This is a genomic window from Arthrobacter sp. B2I5, from assembly GCF_030816735.1.
In the GTDB taxonomy this organism is placed as follows: Bacteria; Actinomycetota; Actinomycetes; order Actinomycetales; family Micrococcaceae; genus Arthrobacter.
This window is the reverse complement of the sequence record NZ_JAUSYF010000001.1, coordinates 1180699-1198289: the sequence shown is the minus strand read 5'-3', so window position 1 is coordinate 1198289 and position 17591 is coordinate 1180699. Positions and strand designations below refer to the sequence as shown.

General features: G+C 65.4%; 17 protein-coding genes and 1 tRNA gene. 6 read left to right on the top strand and 12 right to left on the bottom strand.

The genetic code is table 11. The annotated features are described in order from the left end of the window. Positions 1–69: 69 nt before the first annotated feature. Positions 70–564 carry an Lrp/AsnC family transcriptional regulator gene (locus QFZ60_RS05765; protein ID WP_307088925.1) on the top strand — a complete coding sequence of 165 codons (495 nt, stop codon included), beginning with the start codon at positions 70–72 and terminating at the stop codon, positions 562–564. Beyond that, complete coding sequence (gene corA / locus QFZ60_RS05760; protein ID WP_307088923.1) at positions 565–1560, top strand: magnesium/cobalt transporter CorA; 996 nt, start codon at positions 565–567, stop codon at positions 1558–1560. Here corA and QFZ60_RS05755 read toward each other — a convergent pair. The 6 genes from QFZ60_RS05755 to QFZ60_RS05730 form a co-directional block, all read right to left on the bottom strand. Continuing rightward, positions 1538–2293 carry a Pr6Pr family membrane protein gene (locus tag QFZ60_RS05755; protein ID WP_307088922.1) on the bottom strand — a complete coding sequence of 252 codons (756 nt, stop codon included), beginning with the start codon at positions 2291–2293 and terminating at the stop codon, positions 1538–1540. The genes corA and QFZ60_RS05755 overlap by 23 nt on opposite strands. Positions 2294–2397: 104 nt before the next feature. After that, positions 2398–2550, bottom strand: a complete 153-nt coding sequence (locus QFZ60_RS05750; protein WP_110541234.1) for an LPXTG cell wall anchor domain-containing protein — start codon at positions 2548–2550, stop codon at positions 2398–2400. A 97-nt stretch (positions 2551–2647) separates the two neighbouring features. After that, on the bottom strand, positions 2648–3028 hold the full coding sequence (locus QFZ60_RS05745) for a hypothetical protein (RefSeq protein WP_307088919.1): 381 nt from the start codon (positions 3026–3028) through the stop codon (positions 2648–2650). A 231-nt stretch (positions 3029–3259) separates the two neighbouring features. Next, entirely contained in the window at positions 3260–3472 is a 213-nt protein-coding gene (locus QFZ60_RS05740; RefSeq protein ID WP_307088917.1) for a hypothetical protein, read from the bottom strand. A 251-nt stretch (positions 3473–3723) separates the two neighbouring features. Next, positions 3724–4272 (bottom strand): LGFP repeat-containing protein, encoded by a 549-nt coding sequence (locus tag QFZ60_RS05735; RefSeq protein ID WP_307088915.1) that lies wholly within the window; start codon positions 4270–4272, stop codon positions 3724–3726. A gap of 155 nt (positions 4273–4427) precedes the next feature. Then, positions 4428–5933 (bottom strand): S8 family peptidase, encoded by a 1506-nt coding sequence (locus QFZ60_RS05730; RefSeq protein ID WP_307088913.1) that lies wholly within the window; start codon positions 5931–5933, stop codon positions 4428–4430. 311 nt (positions 5934–6244) lie between these two features. Here QFZ60_RS05730 and QFZ60_RS05725 point away from each other — a divergent pair, with 311 nt between their 5' ends. Further along, positions 6245–6661, top strand: a complete 417-nt coding sequence (locus QFZ60_RS05725; RefSeq protein WP_307088911.1) for a CBS domain-containing protein — start codon at positions 6245–6247, stop codon at positions 6659–6661. 45 nt (positions 6662–6706) lie between these two features. Here QFZ60_RS05725 and QFZ60_RS05720 read toward each other — a convergent pair. From QFZ60_RS05720 to galU, 4 genes are all read right to left on the bottom strand, one after another. After that, positions 6707–6779: transfer RNA gene (locus QFZ60_RS05720), tRNA-Ala, on the bottom strand. 129 nt (positions 6780–6908) lie between these two features. Next, on the bottom strand, positions 6909–7832 hold the full coding sequence (locus tag QFZ60_RS05715; RefSeq protein WP_307093215.1) for a hypothetical protein: 924 nt from the start codon (positions 7830–7832) through the stop codon (positions 6909–6911). Between the two features lie 105 nt (positions 7833–7937). Beyond that, the gene (locus tag QFZ60_RS05710) at positions 7938–8558 is read right to left on the bottom strand and encodes a GNAT family N-acetyltransferase (RefSeq protein ID WP_307088909.1); all 621 of its coding nucleotides are present in this window, start codon (positions 8556–8558) and stop codon (positions 7938–7940) included. A gap of 4 nt (positions 8559–8562) precedes the next feature. Next, positions 8563–9468: a UTP--glucose-1-phosphate uridylyltransferase GalU gene (gene galU, locus QFZ60_RS05705; protein ID WP_307088907.1), complete on the bottom strand. Its 906-nt coding sequence runs from the start codon at positions 9466–9468 to the stop codon at positions 8563–8565. 107 nt (positions 9469–9575) lie between these two features. Between galU and QFZ60_RS05700 the strand changes: the two genes are divergently transcribed. The 3 genes from QFZ60_RS05700 to QFZ60_RS05690 all read left to right on the top strand — a co-directional run bounded on the left by QFZ60_RS05700 (position 9576) and on the right by QFZ60_RS05690 (position 11467). After that, entirely contained in the window at positions 9576–10196 is a 621-nt protein-coding gene (locus tag QFZ60_RS05700; RefSeq protein ID WP_142117127.1) for a 5-formyltetrahydrofolate cyclo-ligase, read from the top strand. Positions 10197–10306: 110 nt separating this feature from the next. Further along, complete coding sequence (locus QFZ60_RS05695) at positions 10307–10582, top strand: FmdB family zinc ribbon protein (RefSeq protein WP_142117128.1); 276 nt, start codon at positions 10307–10309, stop codon at positions 10580–10582. Between the two features lie 141 nt (positions 10583–10723). Next, positions 10724–11467: an RcpC/CpaB family pilus assembly protein gene (locus QFZ60_RS05690; RefSeq protein ID WP_307088902.1), complete on the top strand. Its 744-nt coding sequence runs from the start codon at positions 10724–10726 to the stop codon at positions 11465–11467. Positions 11468–11493: 26 nt separating this feature from the next. Here the strand turns inward: QFZ60_RS05690 and QFZ60_RS05685 are convergent, their stop codons facing one another. Continuing rightward, positions 11494–15756 carry a DUF4011 domain-containing protein gene (locus tag QFZ60_RS05685; RefSeq protein WP_307088900.1) on the bottom strand — a complete coding sequence of 1421 codons (4263 nt, stop codon included), beginning with the start codon at positions 15754–15756 and terminating at the stop codon, positions 11494–11496. A 130-nt stretch (positions 15757–15886) separates the two neighbouring features. Next, on the bottom strand, positions 15887–17476 hold the full coding sequence (gene guaA / locus QFZ60_RS05680) for a glutamine-hydrolyzing GMP synthase (RefSeq protein WP_142117130.1): 1590 nt from the start codon (positions 17474–17476) through the stop codon (positions 15887–15889). Positions 17477–17591 lie beyond the last annotated feature (115 nt).

Sequence of the window (17591 nt, the reverse complement as noted above, 5' to 3'; positions counted from 1 at the left end):
CCGGGTTTGAAGGGATAATTGAGCAAAATTATCAAGTTATGGATGTCAGAGTGATGGAGAGTGACGATCTTGAACAAGTTGGACCCCACGGACCTGAAGATCCTCCTGGCCTTGATCCGGGATCCGCGGATCCAGATCGGCGAGCTCAGCGAGTCCCTTGGCATTGCCCGCAATACGGCCCAGTCGCGGGTGCGCCGGCTGCTGCGCACCGGGGTGCTGCGTCCCGGCGGCCGCGAGGTTGACCTGGAGGCCGTGGGCTACGACGTGGTGGCTTTCGTGACCATTGAGGTCTCGCACCGGGAACTCGACGGCGTCGTGGCAGCGCTGCGGCTCATCCCGCAGGTCCTTGAAGTCCATGAAATCTCCGGCCGCGGCGATGTCTGGTGCCGGGTGGTGGCCACGGACACCCACAACCTCCAGTCGTCCCTGCGGCAGGTCCTGAGGATCAAGGGCGTCATCCGCACCGAGACCGTTCTGGCCCTGCACACCCACATCCCGTACCGCACCGAGCCGCTGATCAGCGGCCTCAGCAGTGCGGCAGCTCCGGCGGCTAGGATTTCCTGAATGACCATCATCGATAACGCCGTCTACGTCAACGGCGTCCGTCACGCGGAGCCTGACAGTCTTGAGCAGACCTTTGAGACCCTGTCCCGGCACGGGGGTATGGCGTGGATTGGTCTTTACCGGCCCACCGCGGAGGAAATGGCTGCGGTGGCCAGCGAGTTCGGGCTCCACGCCCTTGCCGTGGAGGATGCCGTTTCGGCCCACCAGAGGCCCAAACTGGAGCGTTACGACCACAACCTGTTCACCGTCCTGCGGCCGGCGCGCTACGTGGATGCAAATGAAACCGTGGAATTCGGCGAACTCCACGTCTTCACCGGAAAGAACTTTGTGGTGACGGTACGGCATGCCGAAACCGCAGGTGTGGCACGCGTGCGGCAGCGGCTGGAAGGAAGGCCGGACCTCCTCAAGCATGGACCCGAAGCTGTGCTCTATGCCCTGCTGGACCGGGTGGTGGACGACTACGCGCCGGTGGTGGCGGGGCTGGAAAACGATATCGACGAGATTGAGGACCAGCTGTTCAGCGGCGATTCCTCTGTGTCCCGGCGGATTTACGAACTGGCGCGGGAAGTCATCCAGTTCCAGCGGGCCATCCATCCCCTGCCGGACATGCTGGACCAGTTGAAGCGCGGCTTTGAAAAGTACCAGGTGGAAAGCGAACTGCGGCACAGCCTGCGTGATGTGGAAGACCACGTTGAGCGGGTGATCTCCCGGGCGGACTCGTTCCGGGATTTGCTGCAGAACGCCCTGACCCTGGACGGGACACTGACCGCCAACCGGCAAAACGAGGCCAGCGCCGAGCAGAACGAACAGGTCAAGAAGATCTCATCCTGGGCGGCCATCCTGTTCGCGCCCTCATTCGTGGCCGGGATCTACGGGATGAACTTCGACAACATGCCCGAACTCCACTGGTCCTTCGGTTATCCCCTGGCGCTGGTCCTCATGGTGGCCGCAGGGGGCCTGATGTACGGCATCTTCAAGAAGAAGGGCTGGCTCTAGGGATTTCGGCCCGGGCAGTCTTTCCGGTTGCCAGCGCCACCCGCGCGTTGCCTGCCGCGTGCACCAGGAGCGAAACCACCAGGAAGGCGATGAGCACCTGTCCGGTGGCTCCCAGCACCCTCACCCAGCCGCCGTCGAGCGTTGGGTCGAGGAAGTCGTAGACGTACCACCCATCCAGCCCGCCGCGGATCCAAGAGAAGGCAAGGAACGCCACGGGGTAGCCCAGCCAGGCAAGTGGCCGCCACCAGGGACCGCGGGTAGTCCGGGTGACGAGGATCCAGTCAAGGGCCGCCGCCAGCGGGGCCAGGCGGTGGTGGACCATCTGCGGCCAGTACAGATCCCAGGTCCACCATGGCTCTTCCGGCGGGGCCACAAGCACGATGTAGATGATGCCCGTCATGACCAGGTACAGTACCAGCGCGCCGAACATCTGGTCCCACCACAGCGGCAGCCGGGTACGCCGCCGCGCCCCAGAAATGATCAGGACAACCCCAAACACGAGATTCCCCTGCACGGTGAATTCCGAATACAGCTGCGGAACGTCCACGTCGTTGCCGGGCAGGGTGGCGTCGAAGGTCTTCTGGACGATGGCGGCGAGCACGATAAACCCCACGAGGATCCGGATGGCGCGGATCCATGGGCGGTCCGGGTGCAGGGCCCGGTTGAAAGCGAAATTCTGCCGCACCGGCGGAACCAGTACTGGGAGACGGCCATCCTTCTCGGTGAGGCTCATGGAGCAAGCGTCATGCCGGATGTGGGAAAAAGACAGGGTCCTTTGGCAGTAAGCGGTCACCGCCTGCCGGGCCAGTGACAACCGGTTCGGCAGGCGGTTGTTGGTCAGGCGTTGGTTCTGCGCTTCAGCCAGCCCCATACGCCGGTTGCGACGAAGAGGACCAGGCCGATAATGGCGAGCCAGATAAGGCCCTTCACCACGAACCCGACGATGGACAGGATGAGCCAGATGACAAGAAGTCCGATGATGATTCCCATGGGCCCACTCTAAGCGGGCCTGGCTGGAATGGATTGGGCATCAACCAGCGTTTCGCGGACCCGTCTGCAGTTCGGGAGACACAAACTCCTGTGGCTTCTAGTGGCTGGCCGACAGTACAGTGCCGGCCCGCTCGCCGACCTTGCCCTCGGCCCTGACATTGGATGGCGGCGCGAGGGGGATGCCGTTGGGACCGGCGCCCCCGATACGGACTGCAGTCTTCAAGGTGTGAGTACTCCCGAGCGGGCTGGAGACGCGCAGGATCATTTGCCCTTCGAAGCGGGCCGTGTAGGTGTGCTTGAGAACGGGGTCAGCCGTGGTCTTGTCAAAGGTGCCGTCCCCGTCCACATCCCATTCGTACTTATCGATGATGCCCAGCGACGAGGAAGCGTCGTACGTAACCTCCTGGCCGGCGGCCGCCCAGTACCCGTTGATGGGCAGCTTCGCTTCGACGTCGATCCGGCTGCCACCCAGCGGCATGGTTCTTACCTTGAGACCTCCCGGCGTCTGCTCTTGCTCGGCGCCGGCAGCGGTGGAGGCCGGCGCCGGGCTGCCGGGGGCCTGCGTCCGGTCGGCGTGGGGTGTGGATGGGGCGGGTTGGGCCGGTCCTGCATTCTGTGCGCACCCGGCAACCAACATCAGTGATGCCGCTGCCGTGGTCCATCCCGTTGTCCTGCCCGATACCATGAACTCCCCCAATGATCGCTGCCGTCAGGGGTGTGCGTTGACCATCTTCGAACGGATAAAATCCTGGTCCTCGCGGGAAACCAACGCCTGGCCGTGCTGCCCGATCGCAAGGTCCTCTCCGCACTCCTTGGAGATTACCGAGGTGATAGTTCGGGGGAGCACCTGGCATCCAGGATTATCGAGCAGCCACTTCTGCGTGGCGTGGTCAAGGTTGTCCCAGCGATCTTTGAGGTTCATAAGCTGATGCAGTCTCCGTGATTGAGGCCGAGTGGCGCGGGCCCCTTTGCCCGCACCAAATGACCCAGTCAACTGGAACCCTGTCCCGGCCGACAGGGACTAAAGTCCCGGTTCCTGATTCCGCTGCGATTCCTTGTGTTCCTGCCTGGGTTGTGGACGACCTCGAGGAACTGGTGGGGGACCTCAAGGCTCCATCTGCCGACTGGCGGAACTTCGGCACGATTGTCAGGAGCCTATGTGACCCCATGCTGTCAGGAGATGTAGGAGCCGCTGGGGCTCCAGTGGATGACGCCGCCTTGGTAGTTCTGGGCAACACTCCCGTCATTTCCCGTGGCATACTCGTCGCTTGTCGGGTAGCCCAGGCGTCCCGATTCGAACCCCGTGGAGGCCCAGATGGAGCGTATGCCGCCGACGGACATGTGAGCTCCTGAGGCAGGCGACCAGATGATGGCGCCGCCCTGGTAGTTCTGGTAGACGCCGCCGTCACGGAGCCCTCCGACTTCGTCGCTGACCGGGTATCCCAGTCGGCCGCTCTCAAACCCGGAGGCCGCCCATTCGCCGCGAATAGCTCCTGTTGAGATGTGCGCTCCCGTGGTTGGCGACCAGATGATGGCTCCGCCCTGATAGTTCTGGTAGACGCCGCCACCACGGAGGCCGCCGACCTCGTTCGTTACGGGGTAGCCCAGGCGGCCGTTCTCGAAACCCGTGGCTGCCCAGAGGCCGCGGATGGACCCCACCGAGACATGCGCTCCGGTGGCCGGTGACCAGATGATGGCTCCGCCCTGATAGTTCTGATACACGCCCCCGTCCCGCAGCCCAGCGACTTCATCGGTCACCGGGTACCCGAGGCCACCGTTCTCAAATCCGGTCTCTGCCCAGACGCCGCGGATGGCGCCGGTTGAGACATGCGCCCCGGACGCCGGCGAGTAGAGGATGCATCCGTGCTCGAAGCACTTTACCCGCCGTTGTCCCTGAGCCCGTAGACCTCTCCGGTGGTAGCCGCCCCAAGGGCGCCATTCAGGGACGCTGCCTTGACGGCAATCGGCGTCTGCGGGGCCGGAAAGACGACGGCGGCCGAGGCATCGATCAGGCCGGCGCCGCAGCCTCCTGAGCAGGGTCCTGGAAGGGGCCTGGCCGTTGCCTTGAGCTTCGCTTCAATCCTGGCTGGTGTCAGGGAGGCATCAGCTGCCTTCATCAGGGCGCCAACCGACGCCGCCATCGGCGAGGCCATGGACGTACCCATCAGGTAGCCGTAGGCCTCTGCGCCGGGGACGGTTGTTCCGGCGTTGTAGGTGGAGAGGATCCCGGCTCCTGTGTCGCCTCCCGGGGCCACGACGTCGATCGCGGTGCCGAAATTTGAATACGAGGCCCTGGCGCCGGTCTGGCTGGTGGCGCCGACCGTGATGACGTTGTTGCAGTTGGCCGGTGCATTGTTTGCGGCGGGCTGGTTCTCGTTTCCGGCAGCCACGAAAACAGAGGAGCCGCGGCCGACAGCCCCGTCAATGGCAGCCTGCAGGGTGGACGGGCAGGCGGACGTTCCGCCGACGCTCAGGTTGATGGTTTTCGCGGGGTTGGCGTTGGCGGGAACGCCGCTGACGGTTCCTCCGGAAGCCCATGTGATTCCGTCGGACACGTCCGACAGGTAGCCGCCGCAGTCACCAAGTGCACGTATCGGCTCGATCTTCACGCCGGGAGCCGCTCCGCTGACTCCCTCAAGGTTATTGGCGATGGCGGCGATAATCCCTGCGACGTGGGTTCCGTGCCAGGAAGAGTTAATGGATGAGGTTGAACCGCAGGCACCTGGGGCCTGGTAGTCGCCAGGGTCGGAGGCGTCTGCGTCCCTGCCGTCGCCGTCACCCGAAGACGTCGCGTCGGCGATCATGTCGTAGCCCGCAATGACGTTCGCGTTGAGATCGCTGTGCGCCGTGATGCCGGTGTCGATCACCGCCACGATTTGCCCGGCCCCCGTGGTTTTATCCCATACCGACGGGACCCGGATCCCCACGTTGGGATCGGACAGAGCCCACTGCTTGGAGTAGTAGGTGTCGTTGGGTGTGAACGACGGATGCATGAGGACGTCGGGCTCCACAGATGCAACGGTGTCATCCGCGGCGATGCTGTCCAGCACGCGCCGGGACTCCTCCACGGAGAGCTTGCGGCCTGCTTTGACCACCCTGGCATCAGTAGCCGTTACTTTGATCTCCCTGACGCGGATGGAGGCAGCGCTGGAAACCTTCGCGTAGGTCTTCTCCCGTTCTGCGGTGCTGCCGGCGACGGAGGGCTTGAACTTCACGATGAACTGGTCGGTGGACAGCTGGGCGTCCGGCGATTTCGCTGCTGTCGAGGGGCCGGGCAGGACCGGCTTGTCTGCTGCCTCGGCGGCCGGCGCAGTGGCAGAGCCGGCAACCATGGCGGCCAGGACCAACCCTATGGCCCTGTTGTACGTGCGTCCTTTGGTCATGCCAGTCCTCATGCGCAGATTCACTTCCGTTGGCCTCCCAGATCCACCTGCGAGCTTACTAAGGCTTGTACCCGATTTCAGGACCACATAAGCAACAGGCGCCCGGGGCGCAGGATCAGGTTCTGCTGCGCCTCGCGTTCTGGGTCAACTCCGGCCAGCTATTCCCAAGTAGCAACTTCCGATTCGATCTGGACACTAACGCTCAGCCTACTTACCTTTAATCCGTGACCGTGATGCGCCTGTTGGCCCTCCTGGGACCCGGGGGCGAGGGGGCATACCAGAGGAACGGAAATCAACATAAGGAGAGCATCATGCCCAAAGTACGTGACATCATGACCGGCGGTGTTGAATGCATCGGGGAAAACGAAACGCTGGAGGCCGCCGCCCGGAAGATGAAGGATCTGGACGTTGGAGCCCTGCCAATCTGCGGTGAGGACAACCGGCTTAAGGGCATGGTCACTGACCGCGACATCGTCATCAAGTGCTTCGCCGAGGGTGGTGACCCGCGCACGGCAAAAGCCGGCGACTTTGGTCAAGGCAAGCCTGTGACCGTCGGAGCGGATGACTCAATCGAAGAAGCCATCAGGACAATGCAGGATCACCAGGTTCGCCGGCTGCCGGTTATCGACGGCCATGATCTGGTCGGCATCCTCACCCAGGCAGATGTCGCCAGGAACTACCCGGAAGACCGGGTTGGGGAACTCGTCGAACTCATCTCGTTCTACTAAGCCTTGCGGAGCGCAACCACGCAAACTGCCGCAGCTTACAAACCGTGGAGCTAAGGAGATTCGAACTCCTGACCTCTTCGATGCGAACGAAGCGCTCTACCAACTGAGCTATAGCCCCGGAAGCGGCCGAACCCTGCATTGTGTTCCAGGGTGCCTAACCGGTGTCCCTAGGCTACAAATTTTCCCGGCCCAATGCCAATTGACACACTGACCAGCCGCGCGGAAGCTGCGGGCCGCCGTCGGGCCTTTATGCGCGGCGGCGCTGAAGAACGTCGTCGAGGTTGCTCAGCGCGCTCTGCCCCTTGGCCAGCTGCTGGTCACTCAGCTGCTGTGCTTCCGCGGCCTCTGCTGCCTGGACCCCGGCAGCCCCCTTCTTCAGGGACGGCTTGCCAACCGCCTTGGGCGCGTCAGGAAGTTCCAGCGGCTGGGGCTCAGGGCGCTTCGCCTTGGCGGCCTCCACGTAAACGGGCTTGGGGACTTCCACGGGCTCCCAGGGGGTTCCCGCCGGAGTGGCCGGAGCCGCCTGTGCAGCACTGGTGTCACCGGCAGCCACAGCGACGGCGAGGGCCGCTTCACGGAGCTCAACAGCAGTCAGCCGCTTGATTTTGGCCTCGCCTGCCTCGGCGTCGAAAAGCGGGCTCTCCGGCCTGGCCGGCGCAGCCTCAGGCTTCGGCGGAATCGCTTCACCCATCTCCGGACGGCGTGCAGGTGCACTCATGGCGGAGCGGAACGCCGCATCGACTTTTGCTTTACGGTCCCGGACGGCGAGGAAACGCAGCAACGCCACAGAACCAACGGTCAGCACCGTACACAGGAGCGGAAGGGCGGCAGTACCAATGCCGAACGCTGCCAGGACACCCGAGATGAACGCAGTCACCAGGGAGAGCAGCCCCACAAGGGCCAACGCGGTCCGCCCATAGCGGATGCGGAACTGGGCCGGAGGCTGGGTGCTGGCAGTGCCGGCACCGGATGCCGGGCTCTTCCTGGTTTCCATGGCTTTCTCCTGCTGGGCGGCGACGTTCAAGACCAGGCCGGTGGGCGGTTCCGGCCCCTCATCGGCGGGGGCGTCTGCCCGGAATTCGCCGGCGGGCTGGAACTGGTGCCTGCGGTTCCGGAGGACGTAAGGGGCAACCCAAACAATCCAGAGCGCGACGGCAACCACAAGGATCACTGAGCTGCTAAGGGGGAAGTCCACACTCAAAACCGTATGAGCATCATGCCTGCTCAGGCCGCATTACCGGCGGTGTGTCGTCCCGCCACCGGCAAACCGTTTGATTTATGACCGGCGCGAGGCCAGCCAGGGACTCAACAAGCCCTCCGGGACTTCTTCGGCGGTGAGGGCGAACGATCGGTGGTCCGCCCATTGGCCATTTATGTGCAGGAAGCGGGGCCGGTACCCCTCGTCCCGGAAACCCAGCTTCTCCACCACCCGCAGGCTGGGCCCGTTTTCAGGCCGGATGTTGATTTCCATCCGGTGCAGGCCAAGGGCACGGAAGCAGTGGTCGGTCACCAGCGCCACGGATGTGGGGGCTATCCCCCGCCCTGCCCGCGCCTGGTCCACCCAGTATCCAAGGGTCGCCATCATGGCCGAACCCCAGACAATCGAGGACACGGTCAGCTGGCCCACAATGGCGGGGCTCCTGAGCCCCGGCCGCCACTCGGTAATGAGGAAGGGCAGTGCCGTGGCCTGGGCGGCCTGCGCTTTGAGCGACCGGACCATGTGCCGGTAATCCGGCAGCCCCCCGGAAGGATCGGGGTTGGAGGCCTCCCAAGGCTGCAGCCACTCGCTGTTCCGAGAGCGCACCTCCATCCATTCCTGTTTGTCGCGGTACCGGATTGGCCGCAGGACCAGATCGCCGCACTCGAGCGTGACCGGCCAGATGGGACCACTGCGCATGGCGCTACCGGGAAAGGTCCGCGGTGAAACCCGGCAGCCATTCGCGCAGGCCCGGGCCCAGGTCGTCGCTGTCGATGGCGAGCTGTATGCAGGCCTTGAGGTAGCTGAGTTTGTCGCCGGTGTCGTAGCGGCGCCCCCGGAAGACGACGCCGTACACCCCATGCCCCGCACCGTCACCGGACGCAAGTTCCTGGAGGGCATCCGTCAACTGGATCTCCCCGCCCCGCCCCGGCTCTGTGTGTTCAAGGACTCCGAACACGGCTGGGTGCAGGACGTAGCGCCCAATCAGGGCCAGGTTGGACGGCGCTTCCTCCGGGGAAGGCTTCTCCACCAGGCGGTTGACGCGGACGTAGTCTTCCCCGTCGATCTCCTGGATGTCGGCGCATCCGTAGGCACTGATCTGCGAGGGTTCCACTTCAATGAGGGCGACGACGGACCCTCCCGTTTTCGCCTGCACGTCGACCATGGTGCTGAGCAGTTCGTCGCGGGCGTCAATCAGATCATCGCCCAGCAGGACGGCGAACGCTTCGTCGCCCACGTGCTGTTTTGCGCGGAGCACCGCATGGCCCAGACCGTGAGGGTCGCCTTGCCGGACATAGTGGATGTCGCCAAGCTGGCTGGCTGCCTGGATGGACGCAAGCTTCTCCGTGTCCCCTTTGTCCTGGAGGGTGGACTCAAGGGACGGAACACGGTCAAAGTGGTCTTCCAGGGCCCGCTTGTTCCGGCCCGTAATCATCAGTACGTCGTGGAGGCCCACGTGGACAGCTTCCTCCACCACGTACTGGATGGCAGGCTTGTCAACGACGGGAAGCATTTCCTTGGGCATGGCTTTGGTGGCAGGCAGGAACCTGGTGCCCAGGCCCGCGGCGGGAATGACGGCTTTGCGGACTCTGGGGTTACTGGTGTTCACCGGACTAATCTAACGTCAGTCAAGCATTTCAGTAACCACCGGCGCGGCAGGCCCGCATGCGGGGCTTGAAAAGTCCCCGGAACACCGGCCAATGCAGGAAGGACACCATGCTGCAGGAGACCGACGCGGTCAAGGACGACATCAGGGCGGCACACCGGCGACGACGGGCAGCCCTTACGCCGGCGCAGCTGGAAGCGGCGGGGGCGGCGCTGGCTGCCCATGGGAAAGAATGGGCAAGGACGGTCACTGGAGATCGCCCGGGTATTGCCTGCGTCTACCTGGGCGTGGGACACGAACCGCCCACACTGCCCCTGATTAACGCCCTGCATCACAGCGGGCACCAGGTGCTGCTTCCCGTGTGCGAGCCCGGCCGGGAATTGAGCTGGGTGTTTTGGACGCCGGACACCGGCTTCGAACGCAGCAAATATGCACCAATACTGGAACCCGCTGGGCAGCGGCACGGGCCGGACACAGCCGGCGGTGCAGCAATGCTTTTCATTCCGGCCACCGCGGTGGACCTCGCGGGCAACAGGATCGGCCAGGGCGGCGGGTACTACGACAAGTTCTTGGGGCACCTCGCCACGGCAGGGAAGGAAATTCCACTGGCCGCTGTTATCTACGACGATGAACTGCTGCCCGCCGGCCGGATTCCGGCCGAGGAGTTCGACCGGCCGGTCCCGGCCGTCCTGGCTCCGTCCGGCTACCGGCCCTTGGCGGGCAGCGCCTAAGCCCGGGCCGTCCGGACGCAGTGATAGAATTAGCACTCAGGCCCTGCGACTGCTAACGGTTTACCCATGGCAGCACGGGACCTCTCGTTTGCCCAAGAGGAGGAGCACCAGTGCCAACATATGCTTACGCCTGCAAGGATTGCGGCCACGCCTTCGACATTGTCCAGTCGTTCTCGGACAGCAGCCTGACGTCCTGCCCTGAATGCCAGGGCACGCTGCGCAAAAAGTTCAACAGCGTCGGTGTCGTCTTCAAGGGCTCGGGCTTCTACCGCACCGACTCGCGCGATTCCAAGGGCAGCTCCGTTTCGCCCGCACCGGCCGCGGCTCCGGCCACGCCTGCTGCCGCCCCCGCCGCTTCGGCGCCGGCAGCAGCTGCCGCCAGCTAAGCAACCAAGTCTTTACGACGACGGTCTTTACGACGGCGGCCGGGCGCTTGCCACGCGGGTTCAAGCAGCGTCCGGCCGCCTTTGTCCACATAGCAGCCGTCCTGGCTCCCCTGCCGGGGCGGCAGCAATTAGCGTGGGCGCATGCCCATACTCCCCCGCCGCCGTGACAGCCTCCGGTTTCCCGGGAACACCCACAGTGCCGGCAGCGCGCATCAGCTCGGGCGCCGGCCCGGAAACCGCCCCCTGCATTCCCGGTTTGCCGGCTGGCTAAGCCGCAACCGGCGCCTCGCGGCGGCACTGCTTTTATGCGCCGCTGCAGCAATCGCGGTCCAGCAGCTCACTCCTGCCCCGCTCTCCACTGTGACTGCGCTGGCCGCTGCCCGGGACCTGGCCGCCGGAACCGCTGTAACAGCGGCCGATCTGGACCGTGTCCAGGTGCCTCCCGGAATGGTGGCCGACGGCTTCCTCCGGGACGGCGCCGCAGCCACGGGCAAGCAGCTCGCGGCTCCGCTCCGGAAGGGCCAGCTCCTCACCGATGCCCAGCTGCTGGGCCCCGGGCTCCTGGCAGGGACGCCGCCCGGTTCGGCGGCGGTTCCCCTGCGCATGGCGGATGCCTCGTCCATCCAGCTGGTCTCCCCCGGCCAGCTGGTCAACGTGGTGCTGACATCCGCCAATGGGTTCGACCAGCAGGGCCCCTCCGAAGTGTTGGCGTCGGCCGTCCCCGTGCTGTGGACCTCGAATAAGGGCGGCCAGACCGGACAATGGCTGGGCACCACAGAGACGGATGGACTGATCGTGGTGGCAGCCACAGCGGAACAGTCATCACGCCTGGCCGGGGCCTCCACCCAAGGCAGGCTGTTCTTCGTTCTGGTGGGGCAGCCATGATCCGCGGCGCCGCTGGAATGCGGTGGTCAGCCCCAGTGCGGCGGCTTCTGTTCCTTCAGCCAGGTGTCGTGGTCGTCCTCGCGGTCACCCCAGCTGCGCGCGTCGTCCTCTGCCGCCTTGCTGGGGAGAATCTCCCCGTTACCGCCCGACCCTGCCTTGGCGGCGGTGGGATCAGCGGGAACGGCAGCTGCTGCTCCGGTCCCGGGCTTGCCCTGGCTGTCGGTCCCGGTCTGGTCATTTTCGTTCTGGTCGTTTTCGTTCCGGTCGTTTTCGTTCTGGCGCATATCTTCCTCGGGCCTCTTGTTCCCAGGCCTGTCTTCTGTTGTCATCGCATCTGTTTCCCGCGGATCCTGGACCCGCCTGCCTTGGCTGCCCTCTTCCTGCCGGCGGCTTCCATCGCTGTTTCGGTTTCCACCGGCCTCGGATGGCAGGTAGGAGACACCGGCAGAGGGCGTCCCGTCGATTCCATGGAGCGCGTGGTTGAAGTCGTCGTCCAGGAACCCGGTGGAGGACGGACTCCGTCCCGGGAGCACCATCTTCTCAAGGCCAAGGTACCCCGCAATGCGGTCGGCGCAGGAGGAGGGGTCTGTGAAAACCTCAATGGTCCACAACGGCATGTACCGCCATCCCAGGCGTTCAAGCAGTTGCGGCCGCAGCCTGCTGCGCTCACGCACGCTCATGGTGCGGTACTGCGCAGTGCCATCGGACTCGATGGCTACGGGCCGCGGGAGGTCGATGTCGTCCTGGCCCATGGTGTTCAGGGGGTCCGCCGCGGCAACCACGTCGATGGCGCCGTCGTACTGGTGCCAGACCCTGGCGCCACGGGCCCGCAGCCTGTCCCCCAGGTCGGCCACCAGCGGATCCGCTCCCAGCGCCTGTTCACTGGCCGCGGCACGGGATGCGGGCGTGCCCAGATCTGTGTTGCCGGAAATTTCCCGGTCCAGCAGCGTGTAGAGGTCAACCGCCCCGTGCGTGAGCCGGGTCTGGTCCAGGTCCTCCGACCGGAAGCAGGTGAGGACGTGCATGGAACGCCGCGCCCGGGTCATCGCCAGGGCAAATTTCTCCCGGCCGCCCTCGGCGGACAGCGGTCCGAAGTTGTGCAGTGCCCGGCCGTGCGGGGTCCGCCCGAAACCCGGCGAGAAAATGACGTGATCGCGGACCAGTCCCTGCGCTCGTTCCAGGTCCACCACCCGGAAGGACTCCGGGCCGGCGCCAAAGAAACCGGCCAGGCCCGGCTGGTTGGACAGCTGGAGCCTGATGGATTCACCAATCCTGGCAGCGTGCCGGAGGCTGGCGGTAACCACGGCCAGCGAGGTCCGGGGACGGAGGCGGGCATGTTCGAAGACCAGTTCCACCACGCGGTTGACTTCGGCAACCACGGACTCGACACCCTCGTGGTCGGCGCTGGGAAGGCCGGTGCCGTCGGGCAGGTATTCCACCAGCAGCGACCGGTCCAGCCCCGTGGCCGACTGGCCTTCGGGCAGCCGGCGCAGGCCGCCGTCGTAAAAGTTCTTGCTCAGCTGAAGGACCAAGTCCTCATCCACCGCCCGGTACACCACGTTGAGCCGCCATACCGGAAGCACGGCGGAGAGCGCGGTGAAGGCACTCTCCACCCGCTGGTGGGCGGACTCTCCCGGCGCCAGCCGCTCCACCCCAACGGTGAAGGTCCGCGGCGTGGCAATGCGCGAATCGCCGAAGGCGATGATCTGCCGGGCACGGGCGATCGACGGCAGGACGGCCTGCAGGGACGTCGCTTCCGCATCGAGGATCACGACGGCGTCGAAATGCTGTTCAGCCGGAAGCAGGCCCGTCATCAGGTACGGGCTGACGGACCATACCGGGACCAGGGTGCCGATCAGGTCCGGAGCCTGCGCGGTCAGGGCCGGCAGGGACACCCGTCCGTCCTTGAGCAAGCTGCGCAGCAGATCGGCCTGGCGCGGCTGGGCGGCGATGGCGGTCCGCCACCGCTCGGCCAGGTCCCAACGCAGGCGGGCGGCGCCGCTGGCGATGTGGGCGTTGTCCGCCAGCCGGTACTCCGCTTCAAGCTGCCGCAGTGCATCGCCGTCGGACATGGCCAGGTAGTCGTCACCGCTGATCATTGCCTCAAGGGCTGACTGCCACCAGGCGAGCTCCAGTTCTGCGGCTACGGACCCTTCGGGGACTTCCCGTTCGGCGAGGTCGGCAAGGAGTTCGCCCAGGCCGTGTTCGCGCATGTTCTCGATGAGGAGTGTGCGTTCGGGCAGGGTCTTGAGCGTATCGGTGTCTGCCACCAAGCGCTCCAGGCGTTCCATCAGCCGCGCGTAGGGAACGGTGGACAGCGACCCGCCGCCCTCCGTATGCTGCAGCGCCTCGCCCAGCTGTGCCAGCTCCTGGTCCAGGGACCGGTACATGGCGTTCATTTCGGCCAGGCCGGAGGGAACGGCGGGGTGCCGCTGGGTGGTGGCATACCCCGCCCACAGGGCACGCTGTTCCTGGACCAGCACCAGGGATGAGTGCAGGTCTGCGATGTGGACACCCGGGCGGACGTATTCCTTGGCTACCCGGCGCAGCCTGGAGCGCTGCATGGCCGTCAGCTCGATCCCGCGCTCACGCCGCCAGGAAGAAAGGGCAGTGGCGGAAATAAGGTCCGTCACGGGCCGGTCGAAGATGTCCGGGGTGAACTTGTCCAGGCTTCCACGGACGGCGACCAGCAGTTCCAATTGCTCGCCCCACTCGGCGAATGACTCGCCCAGGCGGATTTCGGCGTGCTCCGCGACGGCGTCCATGCGGTCCCTCAGGAGGGGCAGGCTCTTGGCGACGGAGCGGACCAGGTCCTGGGCTTCCTCCGTTTCCTTGCGGGTCAACAGCCGGGCCCCGTGCCAGGGGCTGGTGGTGGCCGCTTTGCTGAAGCTGCCCAGTTCCGCGGCGCGCTTGAGCCTGCCGGCCAGTTCCTCGCGGTCCCGGATGCTGTCCAGCACGCTGCGCTTGAGCCTGACGGTGGTGGCGGGCGCAGGATGGATGGAGGTGAGCTCGGCCAGTGACTGCATGGCCTGGTAGGGCGAGCAGCCCCAACGCTCGCGGACGTTGTGGAGCGACGCCACGTGGTCCATAAGCGCGTGCCGGTGCTCGACCAGGGTGTTGTGGAGGTTCCCGAGCTGCGGTTCCAGTGACTTTTCGTTCCGCACAATGGCCCGGACCAGCTGGCCCTTCAGCTGCTGCGCGGTGACGTTTCCGGTGAGCTGGAACAGGATGGACTCCAGCCCCAGCGACTCGAGGTGTCCGGAGACCTCATTGAGGCTGGCGCGGCGGTCGCCCACCACCAGTACTGTCTTGCCGGCGTCCACCAGGGCACCGATGGTGTTGATGGCCGTCTGGGTCTGGCCGGTGCCGGGCGGGCTGCTGACAACGAGGGAGTCCCCGGCCCGGGCCGCGTCAATGACGTACTGCTGGTCAGTGTCCGCATCCAGCAGCAGCAGCTCGTCCTTGGGATCCCTGTTGTCCAGGTGGGGAAAGCGGGACGGGTCGGGCTGGTCGATGTCCACCATTTCGCCGCCGGCGGCAGTGGCCAGCGCGGACACCACGGGATGGGAGTCGTTGATCCAGGGGTCGTCGAGGTTGCCGGAGAGGTCAGCGAAGGTGGAAACGAGCAGGTTGTGCTGGGTTTCCGCTCCGTGGATGGGCCAGATCAGGGTGGCCAGGCGGTCCAGGACAGGCTGCGGGTCGAACCGGGCGGTGCTGTAGGCGAGGCGGGTGACGGCGTTGACGTCGAAGACGATTCCGTGGATGTTCTTCAGGTGCCGCACCAGGGCGGGGTTGATGTGCGCCTGCTCGGTGAGCTGCAGTTCGAAGTCGTCCTCCCCCGGCCGCACGGTGAGGGAGATGGCGGTCAGCATGACCGGGGCGGACACCCGCTGGGGTTTGCCGCCGACAGCCGATGTCCACACCACGGTGCCCGCGGACAGGTATCCGGCATCGATGCCGCGGTCGTTGGCGAGCTCGAAGATCTTGGACCGGATGTTGCGCGAAGCCCGGGCGGCTACCACATACTGCTGCCTGTCACGGATCAGCGTGGACAGGCGTGTGCGGCGCCCGGCCATGAGCTGGGCGAGCCCGGAGGGGTGCGCCGATGTCAGGTCGATGGAGCCTTCGGGCGTCTTGGTGAAGCGCAGCATCGTGTCCGCACCGGTGACGGGTTTAAGCCCTGACAGCCATTTACGAAGCTCTTCCGAGCCTTCCGGGTGGCCTTGACCAACTGACACTTCTGCCTTCTTTTCTGCGTTTGCACGTGACGTCCTGGACCATACCGGCATAGATTCGAGAGTAGCCGGTCCGGCGCCGGACTTGAGAGACCGCAACACTGGAGCACGGGAAATTGCCGAAGGATTCGTCCGGGAAAAGCAGTGGCCGGCCCCCGCTGGCGGAGGCCGGCCACTTAGGATGCTATTCCCATTCGATGGTTCCCGGCGGCTTGCTGGTGACGTCCAGCACCACGCGGTTGACGCCGTCCACCTCGTTGGTGATCCGGCTGGAGATCCGGGCCAGGAGGTCGTAGGGCAGCCGTGACCAGTCCGCTGTCATGGCGTCCTCGGAGGAGACGGGGCGAAGCACGATGGGGTGCCCGTAGGTGCGGCCGTCACCCATGACGCCCACGCTGCGGACGTCTGCGAGCAGGACCACGGGCATCTGCCACACTTCGTTGTCCAGGCCGGCTGCCGTGAGCTCGGCGCGTGCGATGGCGTCTGCCTTGCGCAGCAGGTCCAGCCGCTCCTTGGTCACCTCGCCGACGATCCGGATGCCCAGGCCCGGGCCGGGGAACGGCTGGCGGCCAACGATCTCCTGCGGGAGGCCCAGCTGGGCGCCCACGGCGCGGACCTCGTCCTTGAACAGGGCGCGCAGGGGTTCAACGAGTTCGAACTGCAGGTCCTCGGGGAGGCCGCCCACATTGTGGTGGCTCTTGATGTTCGCGGCACCTTCACCGCCGCCGGACTCGACGACGTCGGGGTACAGGGTGCCCTGGACCAGGAACTTGATCTTTTCGCCGTGGGCAGCTGCCTCGGCGATGATGGCAAGTTCGGCTTCTTCGAAGGCGCGGATAAACTCGCGGCCGATGATCTTGCGCTTGGTTTCCGGATCGCTGACGCCGGCCAGGGCCGAGAGGAAGCGTTCCTGTTCGTTGGCGACGTACAGCTTCACTCCGGTGGCGGCCACGAAGTCGCGCTCCACCTGTTCGGCTTCGCCCTCACGCAGCAGACCGTGGTCAACGAACACACAGGTGAGCTGGTCACCCACGGCCCGCTGGACCAGGGCTGCTGCCACTGCGGAGTCAACGCCACCGGAGAGGCCGCAGATGACCCGTGCGTCCCCCACCTGCTGGCGGATGCGCTCCACCTGCTCTTCCAAGATGTTGCCGGTGGTCCAGTTGGGCTCGAGCTTGGCGCCCTTGAAGAGGAAGTTCTCCAGCACCTGCTGGCCGTAGTCCGAGTGCTTGACCTCCGGGTGCCACTGCACCCCGTACAGGCATTTTTCCTCGTTGGCGAATGCTGCGACCTCGGCGCCGGCCGTGGTGGCCAGGACGTCGAACCCGGCAGGTGCCTCGTGGACGGAGTCGCCGTGGCTCATCCAAGTCTTCTGGTGCTGGGGCATGCCTTCCAGCACAGAGCGGCCATCACCCAGGATGGTGGTTTCGGTGGAGCCGTACTCCCGCAGTCCGGTCTTGTCCACCTTGCCGCCCAGGGCATTGGCCATGGCCTGGAACCCATAGCAGATGCCAAAGACGGGGACGCCGGCTTCAAAGAGGTCGGCACCCACGCTCGGGGCGCCGTCGGCGTAAACGCTGGAGGGCCCCCCGGAGAGGATGATGGCGGCGGGGTTCTTGGCCAGGAGCTGCTCGGTGGTGTACGTATGCGGAACCACTTCCGAATACACATTCGCTTCCCGGACGCGGCGGGCAATCAGCTGCGCGTACTGGGCACCGTAATCAACAACCAGCACCGGCTTCTGGGAAGTCTGGGATGCAGTGGGAGTAGTCACCGTAATAGCCTACTTGGCGCCCTTGCACCGGCGCACCTTGAGACGCCGCGCTGTGACGGAGCAGACGTACGACGGCGGATGGCCACCAGGCAGGGCCCGGCACCTCAGCGGCCGG